Below are 19,547 nucleotides of genomic sequence, written 5' to 3'. Positions count from 1 at the left end.
TGGCAACCGGTGCGCGCCAAGCGCTTACGGCGCAGGCACGGCCCGAGTACCCGCCGCTGTCGCCGGAACAGCAGCGGGTGTGGTTCCTGAACCGCTTCGATGCCGACTCGGCCGCCGACACCAGCACGATCGCCCTGCGCCTGACGGGCGCACTGGATCTGGACGCGCTGCGCGGCGCGATCGCCGATGTAGTCGGGCGGCATGAATCCTTGCGCACCGTTTACCCGTTGCGGGACGGGGTGGCCTATCAGCGGGTGCTGCCCGCGATCAGGGCGATCCCGGACCTGGCGGTCGTCCAGGTCGCCGAGGGTGGAGTGCTCGGCGCCATGGCCGAATTCGTCGAGCGCGGCATGGATGTGACCGCTGAGCCGCCGCTGCGGCTGTGCGCCTACCAGCTCGGCGATCAGGACTATGTCCTCGTCCTCGTGGTGCATCGCATTGCCGCGGACGACTTTTCGATGCGGCCGCTGGTCGGGGATCTGATGACCGCCTACCTCGCGCGCAATACGGCGTCGGAACCGGACTGGGCGCCGCACGCCGTCCACTACGTGGACTTCGCGCTGTGGCAGCGGGAAATGCTTGGTTCGCAGGATGATCCGGCGTCGCTGCTGTCTCAGCAGATCGGCTACTGGCGCACTGCGCTCGACGGGTTGCCCAACGAACTGCGGCTGTCCGCACGGCCGCGGCCTGCGGTGGCGTCGTATGCGGCGGGGACACATCGGTTCCGGGTGCCCGGTGCGTTGATCGATGAGCTGAACCGGCTGGCGCACGCGCACGACGCCACGCTGTTCATGGTGGTGCACAGCGCCTTTGCGGCGCTGCTCGCCCGGCTCAGCGGCACAGGTGACATCGCTATCGGTACCCCGGTCGCGGGTCGTGCCGAACAGGTGCTCGACGGCATGGTCGCCACGTTCGTCAACACTCTGGTGTTGCGCACACAGGTGGACGTCGATCAGTCCTTCGCTGATCTGTTGGCGCAGGTGCGTACCAAGGACATTCAGGCGTTCGCGCACGCGGACCTGCCCTTCGCGCGGTTGGTCGATGCGCTCGACCCGGTCCGCGCACCGGCCCGGCATCCGCTGTTCCAGGTGCTGCTCGCCTTCCGAAACCAGGGCGGCGCCGCCATCGAGCTGCCGGGCCTGACCGTGGCCGGGCTCGATATCGATCAGCGGACGACGCAGGTCGACCTGCAGCTCCTGCTCAGCGCGGTGCCGGGGTCCGAAAACGCGATGGACGTCGAACTGCGTTACGCCACAGATCTGTTCGATGCCGCATTCGCCGCGACATTCGCCGAACGGATGATTCGAGTGTTGCGCGAGGTGGCCGCCGACGCCGACGTCGCGGTGGCCGATATCGAACTGCTCGGTGACGCCGAGCGCACGCTGGTGCTCGAGCAGTGGAACGACACCGAATTTCCCATCGACGCGGCGTTGACGTCGCAGTCGGGTGATGCCGCCGCGACGCTGGTTTCGCTGTTCGAGGCCCAGGTGGCGCGGACGCCGGACGCGGCGGCGGTGACTTACGATAACGCGACCCTTTCCTATGGTGAGTTTGCCGCTCGGGTGCACCGACTGGCGCGCTGGCTGAAGGAAGCCGGCGTCGGCCCGGAATCTTATGTGGCGCTCGGTATTCGGCGCTCGCTCGAACTCGTCGTCGGCATGTACGCGATCAATGCGGCCGGCGGCGCCTACGTGCCGATGGATCCGGATGATCCGGCCGAGCGCATCCAGCACATCCTCGAGACCACCCGCCCGGTCTGCGTGCTGACCTCGGGAGTCGACCTGGACAGCACGGTCGCACGACAGGTTCGCATCGATGAGCTCGACCTGTCCGGCTTCTCCGACGAACCGCTGACCGACGCGGACCGGCACAAGCCGCTGCGGCCTGCCAACACCGCCTACGTCATCGTCACCTCCGGCCCGACCGGACCACCGAAAGGCGTTGCGGTCTCGCACGCCTCGATCGTGAACTGCCTGGTCTGGACCCATGCCGAGTACGGGCTGGCCGCCGACGATGCGCTGCTGCAGCAGACGCCGGCCACCGTCGACGCGTCGGTGTGGGAGTTCTTCGTGCCGTTGCAGGTCGGCGCCCGACTGGTGCTGGCCGCGCCGCACGGCCACCGTGACCCGGCCTACCTGCTGCGGGTGATCGCGGAAGAGTCCGTCACCACAGTGCAATTCGCGCCGTCGCTGCTGGCCAGGTGCGTGGCCGAGGACGCCATCGGTCAGGCGACCACGCTGCGCAACGTGTTTTCCGGCGGTGCCGGGCTGCCCGCGGCGGCCGCACAGCGGCTGCGTGCCATGACCGGTGCCCGCCTGCACAATCTCTACGGCCCCGCCGAATCCGCGGTCGATGCGACCCACCACGAGGTGACCGACGCGGACACCGGCACGGTGCCGATCGGTGCCCCGGTGTTCAACACTCAGGTGTACGTGCTGGATTCGCGGCTGCGCCCGGTTCCGGTGGGCGTCGCGGGTGAGCTGTACCTCGCGGGCGCCCAGCTGGCGCACGGCTACGTCGGGCGTCCCGACCTGACGACGGAACGGTTCGTGGCCAATCCGTTCGGCGCCGGTGTGCGCATGTATCGCACGGGTGATGTGGTCCGGTGGATACCGCCTTCCCGACGCGGGGACGGCTGGGCGGCCGATGGTGAGCTGGAGTACCTGGGCCGCAACGACTTTCCGATGCAGCTGGGTGGGCAGCGCCTCGATCCCGGCGAGATCGAGGCCGCGCTGCTTGCCGTCGATGCCGTCAGTCAGGCGGTGGTGCTCGTCCGCACCGAGGAGCACACCGGCGAGCACCTCGTCGGCTACCTGATCGCCGATCCGGGTCGCACCCTCAGCCCGGACGCGGTGCGGGCCGATCTCGCGGGGCGGCTGCCGGCGTATCTGGTGCCCTCGGCGTTCGTGGTGCTCGACGAGTTCCCGTTCGATGTCACCGGCAAGCTGGATCGCCAGGCACTGCCCGCACCGACGGTCGCGGCCAAGGCATTCCGTGCCCCGGTCACGCCGGTGCAGGAGATCGTCGCCGATGCCTTTGCCGAGGTGCTCGGTGTCGAGCAGATCGGCTTGGACGACGACTTCTTCGCGCTCGGCGGCGATTCGCTGGTCGCTGTTCGGGTCGCGGCCCGCCTCGGTGTCGCGCTGAACACTCAGGTTCCGGTTCGTGTGCTGTTCGAGGCATCGACGGTGATCGGTGTGGCCGCCAGGATGGCAGCCCCTGTCGGGCAAGACGATGCACCCGAGATGGACGCGGAGTCTGTGGCCGCCGGGCAGCTCGAGTACTGGACCACGCAGTTGCGTGATCTGCCGGACCAGATCGAGTTGCCCGCCGATCGGCCGCGGCCCGAGGTCGTCGGCAATGCCAGTGGTACGCATGACTTCTCGATCGATGCCGACCTGCGTGCCGCGCTGGCCGGACGTGCGCGCGAGCACGGTGTCACGCTGTTCATGGTCGTGCACGCCGCGCTCGCGGTGTGGGCGGGCAGGTTGTCCAACAGCACCGATATCGCGATCGGCACCCGGGTGTCCGGGCGTCGTGAACGTGGGCTCGACGACATGGTTACCAACACCGTGGTGTTGCGTAGCGAGGTCGATCCGGCGGTGCGCTTCGGCGAGCTGCTCGAGCAGGTCCGCCGCACCGATCTTGCCGCCTTCGCGAACGCCGAGTTGCCATTCGAACAGCTGGTGGATGTGATCAGCCCGGAGCGTTCGCGAGCACATCACCCGCTGTTTCAGGTTGCGCTGACCTTCGAGACGGCTTTGGCTGACGAACTCGAGCTGGTCGGGCTGCCCGGTGTCGCCGCAGGGATCGGTGAATTCGAGACGGGCACAGCCCAGTTCGATGTGCACCTGACCGTCGGCGTGGCCGCGGACGGTGGGCTCGGCATGTCGTGGAATTACGCGACCGAGCTGTTCGACCCGGCGACGGTCGCCGTCTTCGCCGATCGGTTGGTGCGCGTGCTGCACGCCGTCGCCGCAGATCCGCGGATCGCGGTCGGTGACATCGATCTGCTCGGTGCAGACGAGCGCCTCGCCGTCACGCAACTGTGGGTGTCCTCTGGAATGGACAGTGCCGCAGGACGGTTCGGTGGTCCGGCGCCGACCCTGGATACGCTGTTCGACGCCGCAGTTGCCGAGCACCCGCACCGGACGGCGGCCCGCTTCGGGGTCGAGACACTGACCTATGCCGAGCTGGACCGGCGCGCGAATGTGCTGGCGCGCAGGCTGATCGCCGACGGCGCCGGGCCCGAGACGCTGGTCGCGGTGATCCTGCCGCGTTCGCTCGACCTGGTGGTCGCGCTGGTCGCGGTGACGAAGAGCGGTGCGGGCTATGTGCCCGTCGACCCGACCTACCCGGTCGATCGCATCACCGCTGTGCTCGCCGACGCCCAGCCGACGAGTGTGATCCTGGATTCGACGGTCCAGGTACGGGTTCCGGTGACACTGCCGAGCGTGGTGCTCGACGGGTTCGCGGTGGAGACCGGGAATATCGAAGACGCCGACGACGCGCCGATCGCCGACGCCGACCGCAACGCCGCGCTGTCGCCCGATCACGTCGCGTACCTGATGTACACATCGGGCTCGTCCGGCCGCCCGAAGGGTGTCGCGGTCACACATCGGAATGTGGTGCGGCTGTTCGCGAATACCGATCGCGACTTCGGTTTCGGTCCCGACGACGTGTGGACGCTGTTCCACTCCTATGCCTTCGACTTCTCGGTGTGGGAGCTGTGGGGTCCGCTGCTGTTCGGCGGCACCTTGGTGGTCGTCGACTACTACACCTCGCGGTCGCCGGAGCAGTTCCTGGAACTGTTGCGCGCCGAACAGGTCACGGTGCTCAACCAGACCCCGTCCGCGTTCTATCAACTGGCCGAAGCGGATCGCAATGCCGCGCCGGACGTTTCGCCGCTTGCGCTGCGTTACGTGGTCTTCGGCGGCGAGGCGCTGGAACTGCGCAGGCTCGCCGATTGGGTGGCCCGCCGCGGCGCCGAAGCGCCGCGGCTGGTGAACATGTACGGCATCACCGAGACCACGGTGCACGTGTCGTACCGTGCGCTGGACGCCGCGACCATCGCGGCTGCCGCGGGTTCCGTGGTCGGCAGGGCCGTCGCCGGCCTGCGGGTGTACGTGCTCGATCACCGGCTGCGGCCGGTTCCGGTCGGCGTCGCCGGTGAAATCTATGTTGCGGGAACGCAGTTGGCGCGCGGGTACCTCGGCCGTCCCGGCCTGTCGGCGACGCGATTCGTGGCCGACCCGCTCGGCGACGCGGAGGCGGGCGCGCGCCTGTACCGCTCCGGCGATCTGGCGCGCTGGAATCGCTTCGGCGAGTTGGAATATCTGGGCCGCGCCGACGACCAGGTGAAGGTCCGCGGCTTTCGGATCGAGCTCGGCGAGATCGAGTCCGCGATCCTCGCTCAACCAGGAATCGCCCAGGCGGCGGTCATCGTGCGTGAGGACAAGCCAGGCGATCAACGGATCGTGGCCTACGTCGTCGCCGAGCCGGACACCGTCCCGGTGCTCGACCAGATCCGCGACGGCGCGGCGGCGCTGCTGCCCGGCCACATGGTGCCGTCGGCGCTGGTGCGGCTCGAATGGATTCCGTTGACGGTCAGCGGAAAGCTGGACCGGCGCGCGCTGCCCGCACCCGCCGAGCGGGCTCCGGCCTTGTCCGCGCCCGCGAGTCTGGTAGCCACGCCACGGGACGGCGTCGAGCGGGGCGCGGTGGACGGGTCTGCCGATGTCGCCGAGACCACGGAGCGCGCGGCAGCGACCGCGGTCGTGCTTGCCGAGCTGCCCGGCGGCGGTGTCGGCACCATCCCGCTCACGCCGGTCGTCCGGTGCATGACGCAGCGCCCCGATGGGTTCACCAGGCTCAATCAGACACTCGCGCTGGAGCTTCCGGTCGGCATTGACCGAGCGGACATCGTCGCGACCGTCGGCGCGGTCATCGATCGGCACGACATGTTGCGGGCGAGCCTGCGTCAGGTGGACCAGGAGTGGGTGCTCGAGACCGCGGCGCCGGGCACAGTCGATGTGGACGCGCTGATTGATCAGACCCTCTTCGACGCCGATGTCGATAGCGCTGGGCTGGCCGAGATCGCCACCGCCGCAATGGATTCCGCGCTCAATCGACTGGATCCGGCTGCGGGCGTTGTCATTCGGTTCGTGTGGATGGAGCCGTCGAGCAGTGCGCGAGCCGGACGACTGATCGTGGTCGGGCACTATCTGGTGGTCGACGATGCCTCATGGCGCATTCTGGTGCCGGACTTCGCTGCGGCGTGGCACAGCCACACTGCCGGTGCGGCCACGGAACAGCCCGCACCGGCTACCTCGATGCGGGCCTGGGCGCATGCGCTCGAACGGGTGGCACGCAGCGCCGAACGCGTTGCCGAGCTGGACTACTGGCGTTCGGTGGTGCGCGCGGCCGATCCGCTGCTGACCGACCGCCCGCTGGATCCGGCGGGCGACACCTCGGACGTCGTCGAGAAGCTGCGGGTCGAGGTCGCCGCGGAGGTCACCGAGGCGCTGCTGACCACGGTCCCCGCCCTGTTCCACGGTGACGTGCAGGACGGTCTGTTGACCGCGTTGGCGTTGGCGTTGGCGCAGTGGCAGACCCGGGTGGCGGGTGCGCACGGCGAGGCTGCGCCGCTGCTCTGGCTGGAAGGCCACGGCCGGGCATCGGATGTCGTTCCCGGTGCTGATCTCTCGCGCACCGTCGGCCGATTCACTGTGAGCTTCCCGGTCCGCTTCGACCTGTCCGGCATGGACGTCGATGCCGCGCTGGCCGGTGGGCTCGCGCTCGGTCAGGCAGTCAAAGCGGTCAAGGAGCAACTGCGCGCGGTGCCGGATCACGGCATCGGTTACGGCCTGCTGCGGCATCTCAACCAGGAGACCGCCGCAGAGTTGCCTGCGGCACCGCCGGGGCAGGTGCGGTTCACCTACCGTGGCCGCCTCGCTGCAGGTGAGGGGCCTGACGCCGGCTGGCTCCCCGCCGCCGATCTCGGCGAACTCGATGGCGGTTGTGGCGCGTGCCTCCCCGTGACGGCGGCGCTGGACATCACCGTGATCGTGGTCGGCGACAAGCTGACCGCGCACATCGGCTACCCCTCGACGCTCGTAGGTGCCGCCGCCGTCCAGGAATTCGCTGCGTTGTGGGTGAGTGCACTGGAAGCGGTTGTCCAGCACGCGAATTCGCCTGATGCCGGTGGGCACACGCCGTCGGACTTCGCTCTGGTGCGCTGCACGCAGCGCGACATCGACGGCTGGGAGCGGCGTTTCCCTCGGGTCGGCGATGTCTGGCCGTTGTCGGCCTTGCAGGAGGGGCTGCTGTTCCATGCCAGGCTGGCTGCCGCATCGGTGGACGTCTACACCGGCCAGCTAGTGCTGACCTTGACCGGCCAGCTCGATACGGCCCGGTTGCTTTCGGCGGCACAGGCTTTGGTGGATCGCTACGAGAACCTGCGCGTTGCGTTCAGCGCCGACCACGACGGCAATCCCGTGCAGCTGGTGCTGGACAGCGTCGAAGTGCCGTGGACCGAGCACGTTCGGGTCGACCAGGACGTCTGCGACGAGCTCCTCGCCTCCGACCGCGGCGAGCGCTTCGACCTGGCCGAGCCGCCGCTGGTCCGGTTCATGCTGATCCGGATGGCAGGGGAGGTAACTCGGGGCACCGTGACGGGACCCGACGACGCCACAGCAGACATCGGGCACTGGCAGTTGGTGATGTCGTACCACCGCATCCTGCTCGACGGCCGGTCGATGCCGTTGCTCGTGCGTGACCTGCTCGCGCTGTACGCCGCCGACGCGGACACCAGCGCGCTGCCTGCTGTGCACTCCTACCGGCACTTCCTGGAATGGACTGCGCAGCAGGATCACTCGGCCTCCCTCGACGCTTGGGTCAGCGCGCTGCGCGGGGTATCCGAACTGACACTGCTTGCCAGACCCGCTGCCGGGCGGGAGATCACCGCGCAGTCCGGCGTGCACTCAATTGAGCTCGACGAGTCGGCGACCGCTGGGCTGGCCGCGCTGGCCGCATCGCTGGGCGTCAGCCCGAACACCGTCCTTCACGCTGCCGTGGCGATCCTCATCGGCCGGATGACCGGGCGCGACGATGTGCTGTTCGGCGCCACCGTGTCTGGGCGTCCGTCGGAGCTGACCGGTGTGGCGGGCATGGTCGGCGTGCTCGCCAACACCGTGCCGGTGCGGGTGCGGCTGGATCCGGCCGAGACCGTGCGGCGGCTGCTGATCAGGATCCACCGTGAGCAGGCGGAGCTGCTCGACCATCACCACGTCGGCCTCGCGGAGATCCAGTCCGCGGTCGGCGTCGGTGGCCTGTTCGACACGCTGGTCGTGTTCGAGTCCGCCCCGCTGGTTGCCGCAGGCATTCGTGAGCAAGCCGCGGCCATCGACGGGATCGCGGTGGCCGGCCTCGAGGCGGCCGATGTCACGCATTACCCGGTGACGCTTGTCGCGCAGCTGGATTCGACGCTGCGGATCCGCGCACGCTACCGGCGTGAGCTGCTCGACGAACAGACCATGCGGCGCGTCGTCGATCGGCTGCTCCTGGTCCTTGCCGCGATCACCGCCGAACCTGGTGCGCCAGTCGGCGATATCGAGCTGCTCGACACCGCTGAGCGTCAACTTGTCGTCGCCGAGTGGAATAACACAGCGCACGAGGTGGATTCGGCCGCGACGCTCGTCTCGATGTTCTACGAGCAGGCCGAACGCACCCCTGACGCGACCGCGCTGACGTTCCAGGGGACAGGTCTGGCCCTCGCGTCGTCCGACCGTCCCTCGTCGAGTCGCTTTGTGATGCAGGCCAACCCGTCGCCCGGCCACCACCCCCCATCGAGTCACTTCGTGACGCTGTCATATGACGAGTTCGCGGGCCGGGTGAATCAGCTGGCGCGCTGGTTGATCGCCCGCGGTATCGGCCCGGAATCGCAGGTGGCGCTTGGTATGCGGCGCTCCGCCGATCTCATCGTCAGCATGTACGCGGTCCTCGTTGCGGGCGGCGCCTACGTGCCGCTGGATCCGGATCATCCGGCCGAGCGCACGGAATACATTCTGGCCACCGCGGATCCGGTGTGCGTGCTGACCTCTGGCCGCGACCTCGACGTCGATACCGCGCAGGTCCGCGTCGACCTGCTCGACCTGAGTGGGCTGTCGGAGGCGCCGATCACCGACGCGGATCGCTGGGCGCCACTGCGTCCGTCGAGCACCGCGTACGTGATCTTCACGTCCGGTGCGACCGGGCACCCGAAGGGCGTCGCTGTTCCGCACTCGGCGATCGTCAACCGCCTGGTGTGGATGCAGTCGGCCTACCCGCTCGATGTCACCGACACGGTGCTGCAGCAGACGCCTGCGACCTCCGATGTGTCGGTGTGGGAGTTCTTCTGGCCCTTGCAGATCGGTGCCCGCCTGGTGGTCGCAGAGCACGGCGGGCATCGGGATCCGGCGTACCTGGCTGAGCTCATCGGCGCCGAGCGGGTCACCGTCACCCACTTCGTGCCGTCGATGCTGGCGCTGTTCCTGAGTTCGGCGGCGTCGGACGCGGGTCCCTCCGCGGTGACGCAAGCTACGGCCTCTGGGCCTTCCGCCGCGGTGCAGTGTGCTTCCCTGCGCCTGGTGTTCGTGTCCGGTGAGGTGCTTGTGCCGAAGCACGCCCACCGGCTGCGTGCGCTGACCGGCGCCGCGGTGCACAACCTGTACGGACCGACCGAGGCCGCGGTCGACGTCACCCGCCACGAGGTGACCGATGCCGACGCCGACACCGTCCCGATCGGTGCCCCGGTGTTCAACACTCAGGTGTACGTGCTGGATTCGCGGTTGCGCCCGGTTCCGGTGGGTGTCGCGGGTGAGCTGTACGTGGCGGGCAGTCAGCTGGCCCGCGGCTACATCGCGCGGCCGGATCTGACCTGCGATCGGTTCGTGGCGAATCCGTTCGGGGTGGGTACGCGGATGTATCGCACGGGCGATCTGGTCCGATGGGTTCCGGCGGCGCTGAGCGATTCGACGAGGGACGGTGCGTCGGCGGCGGGTGAGCCGGTGCACGGTGAGCTGGAGTACTTGGGGCGCAACGACTTCCAGGTCAAGTTTGGTGGGGTGCGCCTCGAACTCGGTGAGGTCGAGGCCGCGCTCGCCGCGCTGGACGAGATCGCTCAGTCGGTCGTCGTGATCCACTCGGAGGTACGGACCGGAGACCAACTCGTCGCGTATGTCGTTGCGGCGCCGAGTGTCCGAGTGGACGTCGAGCTGCTGCGCGAGGACTTGGCGGAGCGGTTACCCGCCGACATGGTGCCGTCCGTGGTGATGGTGCTGGACGAGATCCCGCGCAACGCCTTCGGCAAGGTCGATCGGAATGCGTTGCCCGCGCCTGTCTCCGAGGCAGCGGTCTTCCGTGCGCCGACGACACCGGTGGCGGAGATCGTCGCCGACACGTTCGCTGAGGTGCTCGGCCTGGCACAGGTCGGCCTCGACGACGACTTCTTCGCGCGCGGTGGCAACTCGTTGAGCGCGCTGCGAGTTGCGGCCAAGCTGTCGACCGAGCTGGGCATCGACCTGGGCGTGCGCGAGCTGTTCGAGGACTCGACAGTGGTCGCGCTCGCGGCGCTGGCGCAGGCGCGTGCCTGCGGCGATACGCGGCCCGCGCTGGTGCCGCAGCAGCGGCCCGCGCTGGTGCCGCTGTCGCTGGCACAGCAGGTGCTGTGGTCGCGTAACCGGGTCGATCCCGCCTCGGCCGTCGACACCGGCTCGGTGGCGGTTCGGCTGTCGGGTCTGCTCGACCGGCAGGCGCTGCAAATCGCTGTTGCCGATGTACTGGCCAGGCACGAATCGTTGCGCACTTGCTACCCCGAGGTCGACGGCGTCGCGCAGCAGCAGATCGTCGCCACCGGCGAGGTTATCCCCGATCTGGCGCCGTTCGACGTGACCGAGGCCGAACTGCCCGAACAGCTTTCCGAGCTGACACGGACCGCGTTCGAGGTGTCCAGCGAGGTGCCGTTCCTGGCAAGGCTTTTCGAGACCAGCCCGACCGAGCACGTGCTCGCGCTGGTGGTGCACGCCATCTCGGCCGACGCCGACTCGATGGGCATGCTCGCCCGGGAGGTGCTGACCGCCTACGGCGCCCGCGTCGAGGGTGGCGAAGCCGCGTTGCGGCCACTGGACGTGCAGTACCCCGACTTCGCGCTGTGGCAGCGTGGCGTGCTCGGCGTCGAGGATGATCCGGAATCGCTGCTCGCCAAGCAGATCGGATACTGGGCGTCGGCGTTGCGCGGGCTGCCCGAGCAACTCGATCTGTCCATCGGGCGGCCACGACCCGCCGTCGCTTCCGGTCGCAGTGTGACACACGTATTCGAGATCGACGTCGAAACCCACCGGCTGCTCGCCGATCTCGCGCGCACCAAGGGCGCGACGCTGTTCATGATTGCGCATGCCGCGCTCGCGACGCTGCTGGCCCGGATGTCCGGTGCGGACGATATCGCGATCGGTACGCCGGTTGCTGGTCGTGACGAGCGCGCGCTCGACGAACTGATCGGCGCATTCGCCAACACTGTGGTGCTGCGGATAGCGGTCGACGCAGGCGCGACCTTCACCGCTCTGCTGCGCTCGGTGCGCGCCATCGATGCCGCCGCGTTCGACCATGCGGACCTGCCGTTCGAGCGGCTGGTCGAGATCCTGCACCCGGCGCACTCGCAGGCGCGGCATCCGCTGTTCCAGGTGATGCTGGCGTTCCAGAGCCGCGACGAGCACAGGGTGGAGCTGCCGGGGGTCACGGTCAGCGGCGTCGAGCTGCCTGCCGAGGCGGCGAAGGTCGATCTGCGGCTGACGTTGTCGGAGCGGAATGCGGCGCAACCGCACGGTGCTGTGTCCGCCCCGGCCGGGATCAGTGCCGAGCTCGTCTATGCCACTGATCTTTTCGACGAGGCGACGATCGCGGAACTGGGTCAGCGGTTCACCCGGCTTCTGAAAGACGTTGCGGCTGAGCCCGATCGACCGATCGGTGACCACGCGCTGCTGAACGAGCGCAAGGCTGAGCAGAGTGACGAGGTGCCTGCCGCCATGGTGGTGGGCGAGCGTCCCGCGCGGATCCCGCTCGCGCAGTCGCAGCGGCGCTACTGGTTCCTCAACCAGTTCGATACGGCCACTTCGGCGGTCGACAACATCCTGTTGGCCGTGCGGTTGTCGGGCAGCATCGACGTGACCGTGCTGGACCAGGCGATCGGCGATGTGATCGCTCGCCACGAAGTGCTGCGCACCATCTATCCGTGGTCGGTGGACGGTCCGCACCAGGTGATTCAGCCCGCGGCGCAGGCTGCGCTCACGCCGGTCGATGTCACCGAGGACGAATTGCCCGGCAAGGTCATCGCTTTCGCGCAGACCACCTTCGACGTCACCGTCGAGGTGCCGCTGGCCGTTGCGCTGTTCCGGACAGCGCCGGACGAGCATGTGCTCGCGTTCACTGTGCACCAGGTGGCCGCCGATAGATCGTCGCTCGGCGCACTGGCCCGAGACCTGATGGCCGCGTACGTCGCTCGTGGGGAAGGTGAGGCGCCGCACTGGCAGCCGCTGCCGGTGCAGTACGCCGACTACACGCTGTGGCAGAGCACGAGGCTCGGATCCGAGGACGATCCGGAAGCGCTGGCCGCACAACAGATCGCGTACTGGCAGACCGCACTCGCGGAATTGCCCGATCGGTGGGAGCTGCCGACTGATCGGCCGCGACCAGCCGTGCAGTCGTTCCAGAGCAAGGCAATTCGCTTCGAGATCGCTCCGCAGCACCATGCGCGCCTGCACGACCTTGCCACCGCGGCAAATGCGTCGCTGTTCATGGTGCTGCATGCGGCGTTGGCTGTGCTGCTCGCGCGCATGTCCGGCGCCGACGACATCGCGATCGGCACGCCGATCGCGGGCCGGACGGAGCACGAACTCGACGACCTGATCGGCATGTTCGACAACACCCTGGTGCTGCGCACCATGGTCGAGCCGGGTGCTCGGTTCGTCGATCTGCTCGCCGACGTCAAGGAGCGTGACCTGGCGGCGTTCGCGAACGGCGATGTGCCGTTCGAGCGCCTCGTCGAGGTCATCGACCCGATGCGCTCGACCGCGCGCAATCCGCTGTTCCAGGTGGGTCTTTCGGGTCGGCAGCCGACCGAGACCAGCATCGAACTGCCAGGTCTCACGGTGCGCACGTACACCGTCGACGCGCGACAGGCCAGGACCGACCTGCATCTCACGCTGGACGACCGATACGCCGGAGACGGCGTGCCCGCCGGGATCAGCGCCGAATTCGGTTATGCCATCGACCTGTTCGACGAAGACACGGTGCGTGGCTTCGCCGATCGGTTCGTGCGGGTGCTCGACGCCGTCGTCGCCGACGCGACCGTCGCGGTCGGTGCGATCGACCTGCTTGCGGCAGCGGAGACCGACCGGATCCTGACCACCTGGAACGACACCGCGCACGCGGTCGACACGGACGCGACGCTGGTTTCACTGCTTGCGGCCACGGTCGCGGCGACTCCGGATGCGGTCGCGTTGGTCGCCGACGCGCCGACCGGCCTGCTCGAGCTCACCTATGCGGAGCTGGACGCACGGGTGAACCGGCTGGCGCGGTACTTGATCGAACGCGGTGTCGGCCCGGAAGACCGAGTGGCGCTGGCGATCCGGCGGTCCATCGATCTGGTGGTCGCGATGTTCGCGGTCGCGACATCGGGCGCGGCGTATGTGCCGATCGATCCGGATCAACCTGGAGAGCGAACCGGTGACCTGCTTGCACTCGCGGCACCGGCGTGCGTGCTGACCACCGGTCGGGACGGGTTCCGTAGCGCGGCAGCCGATGTCGTGCAGATCGACGCCCTGGATCTGTCCGGGTTCGCGTCCACGCCGGTGAGAGCCGAAGAGAGGCGTGGCGCGCTGACCCCGGCCAACACCGCCGCGGTGATCTTTGCGCCCGATTCGGCCGGTCAGTTCAGCGGCGTCGCAGTGCCGCATGGGGCGATCGTCAACCAGTTGCAGTGGCAAGTAGCGGGCTTGGGCCTCGGCACCGAGGACGTGATCGTGCTGAAGACCGCGGCGACAGGTGACCTTTCGGGATGGGAGTGCTGGTCGGCGGCGGTATCGGGTGGCCGCCTCGTGCTTTCGGCTGTCGACAGCCACCGTGATCCGGCATACCTGAACGAATTGATGCGCAACACCGGGGTCACCACGCTGTATGCGGCGCCGTCGCTGCTGGATTCGCTGCTCACCGAGTCCGGTGGCCGGATGCCCTCGTCACTGCGCAGGGTGCTGACAGTCGGCGCGGTGCTGCCCGTGGCGACCGCACAACGGTTCCGGCGCAACAACTCTGTGGGTCTCCTCAACACGTCGCTGTATCACTTCTACGGCGTGACCGAAGCCGTGGTATCGGTCACCAGCCACCTGCTGACCGAAGCAGATCAAGCCTCGGTACCGCTCGGTGTGCCGGGGTGGAACAGTCAGGTCTATGTGCTGGACGCCAGGCTCCGGCCGGTTCCGCCCGGTGTGTCCGGTGAGTTGTATTTGGCGGGTGCGCAGTTGGCGCGTGGCTACTTCGGTCGCGCACAGCGCACTTCCGAGCGGTTCGTCGCCGACCCGTTCGGCGTCCCTGGTGCTCGCATGTATCGCACCGGCGACCTGGTGGCGTGGGATGCCAACGGGGAGCTGAATTTCCGGGGCGGCGAGCAGGACAGGAAGGCATTGCCGGGGCCGATGCTCGAGCAGGCGGTGTTCCGTGCGCCGGTTACGCCGATCGAGCAGATCGTGGCGAGTATCTTCGCCGAAGTGCTGCGGACCTCGGGTGAGGACGCGCAGCAGCGACCCGACACGGAGGTCGGCAGCGCCGAACGTTTCGGACTCGACGACGACTTCTTCGCACGGGGCGGCACCTCGCTGCTGGCCACCCAGGTCGCCGCGCGCCTCGGTGCCGTACTGAACACTCGGGTGCCGGTGCGGTTGCTGTTCGATGCGCCGACCGTCGCCGCGATGGCGGTGCGGGTCGCCCAGCGGACCGATGCGGCCGGACGCACCGCGCTGGTCGCTGCGCCACGGCCGGAACATCTTCCGCTGTCGTTCGCGCAGCAGCGCGTGTGGTTCCTCAATCGGTGCTATCGGGACTCGGCCGCGGACAACGTGCCGATCGCGGTGCGGCTGACCGGTGCGCTGGATGTGGCCGCGCTGCGGTCCGCCATCGGGGATCTGGTGAGCAGGCACGAGATCCTGCGCACGATCTACCCGCAGACCGACGCGGGTCCGGTACAGGTGGTCCTGCCGCCAGCCCAGGCGGTGCCGCGGGTCGAGGTGCGGGTGGTTTCCCCCGCGGATATCGAATCCGCCGTGGTGGCACTGACTTCGACGCTGTTCGACGTCACCACCGAGGTGCCGATGAAGGTTGTGCTGTTCCAAATTGCCGGGGAGACAACGGACGTCACCGAACCGTCGGCCGCGGTCGAGTACGTCCTTGCGATGGTGCTGCACCACCTCTGCGGTGACAGTTCCTCCTTCCGGCCATTGACGCGGGATCTGCTGATCGCCTACGCGGCGCGCTCGGCAGGAGCGGCGCCGAACTGGACTCCGCTTGCGGTGCAGTACGCCGACTACAGCAGCTGGCAGCGTGCGTTGTTGGGTAGTGCAGACGACGCGAAGTCGTTGGCGGCCGAGCAAAGCGCTTACTGGCGCGGCGCGCTTGCTGGGCTGCCCGATCGGGTGGATCTGCCTGCGGACCGTCCGCGCCCGGCACTGCGGTCTTTCGCCGGCGGCAAGGTTGGCGTGCAGCTCGACGCTGCGACCCATGCGGCGTTGCTCGAGCTCGCGCGGAGCGAAGACACGACGCTGTTCACCGTCGTGCACACCGCGCTCGCGGTGCTGCTGGCTCGGTTGTCGGGTACCGGCGACTTCGCGATCGGCACGCCGACCGTGGGTCGAGGCGAGCAGGTCCTCGACGACCTGATCGGCATGTTCGCGAACACAGTGGTCCTCCGCAGCCGCATCGACGGCGCGGCGACGTTCACTGAACTGCTTGCGCGGCAATCCGATACCGACATCCAGGCGTTCGTCAACGCTGAGCTGCCGTTCGCGCGGCTGGTGGAGGTGCTCGACCCGGAGCGCTGCACCGCACGGCATCCGCTGTTCCAGGTGGGGTTGGCGTTCCAGAACCCGGCGCAGGCCGGGCTGGAGCTGCCGGACCTGACGGTGGCCGGGATGGATATCAGCACCGGGTGCACGCAGTTCGATCTTTCCCTGACCGCCACCGAGCGTTACAGCGATACTGCTGCGCCGGAAGGCATTACCGGTGTCTTCACCTATGCCACCGATATCTTCGATCGGAATACGGTGCAGGGCTTCGCCGATCGGTTCGTGCGACTGCTCGATGCGCTCCTTGCCGCGCCGCGCACCGCGATCGATGACATCGAGCTGCTCGATGCCGCGGAACGGACCGAGCTGGTGTCGGGGCGTAATGCGACCGACTACGCGGTGGATTCGGCGGCCACGCTGGCGTCGTTGCTCGACGCGAGCGTGGCGACGGGACCGAAGGAAGTCGCGCTGGTCACCGAGGACGGCGCCTCGGTCACTTACGGTGAACTCGATGCGCGGGTGAATCGTCTTGCGCGGCATTTGATCTCGTTGGGTGTTGGCCCGGAGTCGCGGGTGGTTCTTGCGTTGCGGCGGTCGGTGGATCTGATCGTTGCCATGTATGCGGTGGTCAAATCTGGTGGTGCGTATGTGCCGGTGGATCCAGATCAGGCTGTCGAGCGTACGGACTACATCCTCGAAACCGTGGCACCGGTGTGCGTGCTGACCAATGTCGACGCCGGGTTCGATACCGATATCGCACCCGTGGTGCGAATCGACGGGATCGCGTTGTCCGAGCTGGACAAGGCACCGGTCACGGACGCGGAGCGGGTTGCGCCGTTGCGGACTTCGAATACGGCGTATGTGTTGTTCCCGGTAAGTCAGCCGCAGGGCATCGCGGTTTCGCATGGTGCGGTCGTGAATCAATTGCAGTGGCAGGTGAGTGAGTTCGGGCTCGATGCTGCTGATGCGTTTGTGTTGAAAACTCCTGTGACGGCAGACATTGCGGTATGGGAGTGCTGGTCGGCGGCGGTGTGTGGTGGCCGTTTGGTCATCGCCGGTCCGGATGGAGATCGAGATCCGGCGTATCTCAACGAGTTGATGGCTACCGAGTGGATCACCACGCTGCATGCGGAGCCGTCGATGCTGGAGGCGTTGACCGCTGGTGCGTTCCCGAACTCGCTGTGGCGGGTCCTGCTCCTCGGCGAGGCGTTGCCAGGCGCACTGGCACAACAGTTCCTGCGCGATCACACTCGTACCGAGCTGTTCAACCTCTACGGTCGGACCGAAGCCGCTGTCTCGATCACGAGTCATCGGGTGAGCGCGGCGGATCAGACCTCGGTGCCCATCGGTGTACCCGAGTGGAACAGTCAGGTCTATGTGCTGGATTCGCGGTTGCGCCCGGTGCCAGACGGTGTGCCCGGTGAGTTGTATTTGGCCGGTGCACAACTCGCGCGGGGCTATGTCGATTGCGCGGCGTTGACCGCGGATCGGTTCGTGGCCAATCCGTTCCGGCCGGGTGCTCGGATGTATCGCACCGGTGACCTGGTGGCCTGGAACGCCGACGGCGAGCTGGGCTACCGGGTTCGTGCCGATGGCACGCCGCAGATCGGTGATTCCCGAATCACGCAGGCGGCTCTGGTGTTCCGTGCACCGTCGACGCCGATCGAGGAGCTCGTGGCCTCGGTGTACAGCGAGGTGCTCGGTGTCGAGCGAGTCGGTGCTGATGACGACTTCTTCGGTCTCGGTGGTACTTCACTGCTGGCCAGCCAGGTGGTTACGCGGCTCGGTGCGGCATTGGATGCCGAGCTGCCGGTGCGGGTGCTGTTCGAGGCGTCCTCCGTTGCGAGTCTGGCGGTGGAGGTCGAGCAGTACGCCGGTGACCATCCGGTGTCTGTCTTCCCGGCCGAGTCGTCGGCGGAGCGCGGCCACGAGGCAGCGTTGGTGGCGTGGGCGACCGCGCTCGACGGCGTCACCGAGCCGACTCAGCTTGCGCCGCAACCGCGTACCGCTGAGCAGTACGAGATCGGCGAGCTGGTCGTCGCGGTCGACGCCGACCGCACCCGTCAACTCGCCGAGCAGGCCACCGAACTCGGCGTCACGATGCCGACGCTGGTGCAGGCGGCCTGGGGCATCCTGCTCGGACGGCTCACCGGCCGTGGCGATGTGGTGTTCGGCGCTACCGCGTCCGGGCGATCCGGCGTCGCGTCGATGGTCGGTCTGTGCACAGTGCCCGTGCGGCTGCGGATCGACGAGCGCCAAAGCATCGGCAAACTTCTCGAGCGGTTGCAGCGCGATCAGGCCGAGCTGCTCGAGCACGATCACATCGGTCTCACCGATATCCAGCGGGTCGTCGGCCACGGCGCGTTGTTCGACACCCTGGTGGTGTTCGAGTCCGTGCCGACGGACCGGGACGCGATGCCTGCAGCGTCCGTCGACGAGTCGTCGACGGCCGACAACGCGCTCCACTACCCGTTGACCGTGGCGGTGACCGCCGCGGACACCCTCGAGCTGACGCTGAAGTATCTGAGCAGCCGGTTCACCGCGGACGACGTGGAAACCCTTGCTGCCAGGCTGGTTCGGGTGCTCGATGCGCTGGCTGGCGATCCGGACCGGCTCGTCGGCGACATCGACATCCTCGATGCCGGCGAGCGGGCCCGGCTGCTCGCCGAATCTACCAGCACCGCAACGGTTGCCAACCCGGACGCGGCGAGTCGAGTCGGGGCGCGCACGGTTGCCAAGGTGCTCGCCGAAGTGGTCGAGGAGGACCCCGATGCGCCCGCGCTGCTCGACGACAGCGACGAAATCCCGTACCAGGTCTTGGATCGCCGCTCCGCACAACTGGCGCGGGTCCTCATCGATCGTGGCGTCGGCCCCGGCGACATTGTCGCCGTAGCACTGCCACGCTCCGTGGACACCACCGTCGCGATCTGGGCCGTCCAGAAGGCAGGCGCGGCATGCCTGTTCGCCGCGGACCTCACCGCCGCCGAGATGACCGCCGCCGGAGCCGGTTTCGGGATCACCATGAACCCGGACCCGGACAGCGATATCCGCTGGCTGGTGCCCGCCGACCGGCAGGTCCAGCAGGACCTGGCCGCGGCGGCGCCGCACCCGGTCTCGTACGCGGACCGAGTCCGCCCTCTCGGCGAAGACCATCCGGCCTTCGTCGTCCCCACCGCGAACGAGATCGTCACACTGTCCCAGGCCGAGGCGCTGGCCAACGCCGAGCAGATCCGCGCCCACTACGCCATCACCTACGAATCCACCACCTACACCACGGCAACCACCGGCCGCGCCGCTCTCCTCGAGTTCCTGGCCTCCGCCACCGCAGGCGCCCTCTCGGTCCTCCCCTCCGGCGGCCCCCACCTCGACGACCTCACCGACGGCGAGGTCACCCACTGGTTCGTCACCCCAGCCGACCCAGCAGACGCACCCACCGACCTGACGATCGTCACCACGGAGTAG

At 68.2% G+C, this 19,547-nt stretch carries 1 protein-coding gene (cut by a window edge); it reads left to right on the top strand.

Features of this window, described 5'->3' with window-relative positions; all coding sequences use genetic code 11:
* Window positions 1–19,547, top strand: partial view of a non-ribosomal peptide synthase/polyketide synthase gene (locus ACGFNJ_RS40665; RefSeq protein WP_393461366.1) — the 3' portion only. It extends 9,388 nt beyond the left edge of the window; 19,547 of the gene's 28,935 nt are visible here — the last part of the coding sequence; its start codon lies off the left edge, out of view; its stop codon occupies window positions 19,545–19,547.

This window comes from Nocardia sp. NPDC049149 (genome assembly GCF_043197455.1).
Classification (GTDB): Bacteria; Actinomycetota; Actinomycetes; order Mycobacteriales; family Mycobacteriaceae; genus Nocardia.
This window is presented reverse-complemented; position numbering and strand designations above follow the sequence as displayed.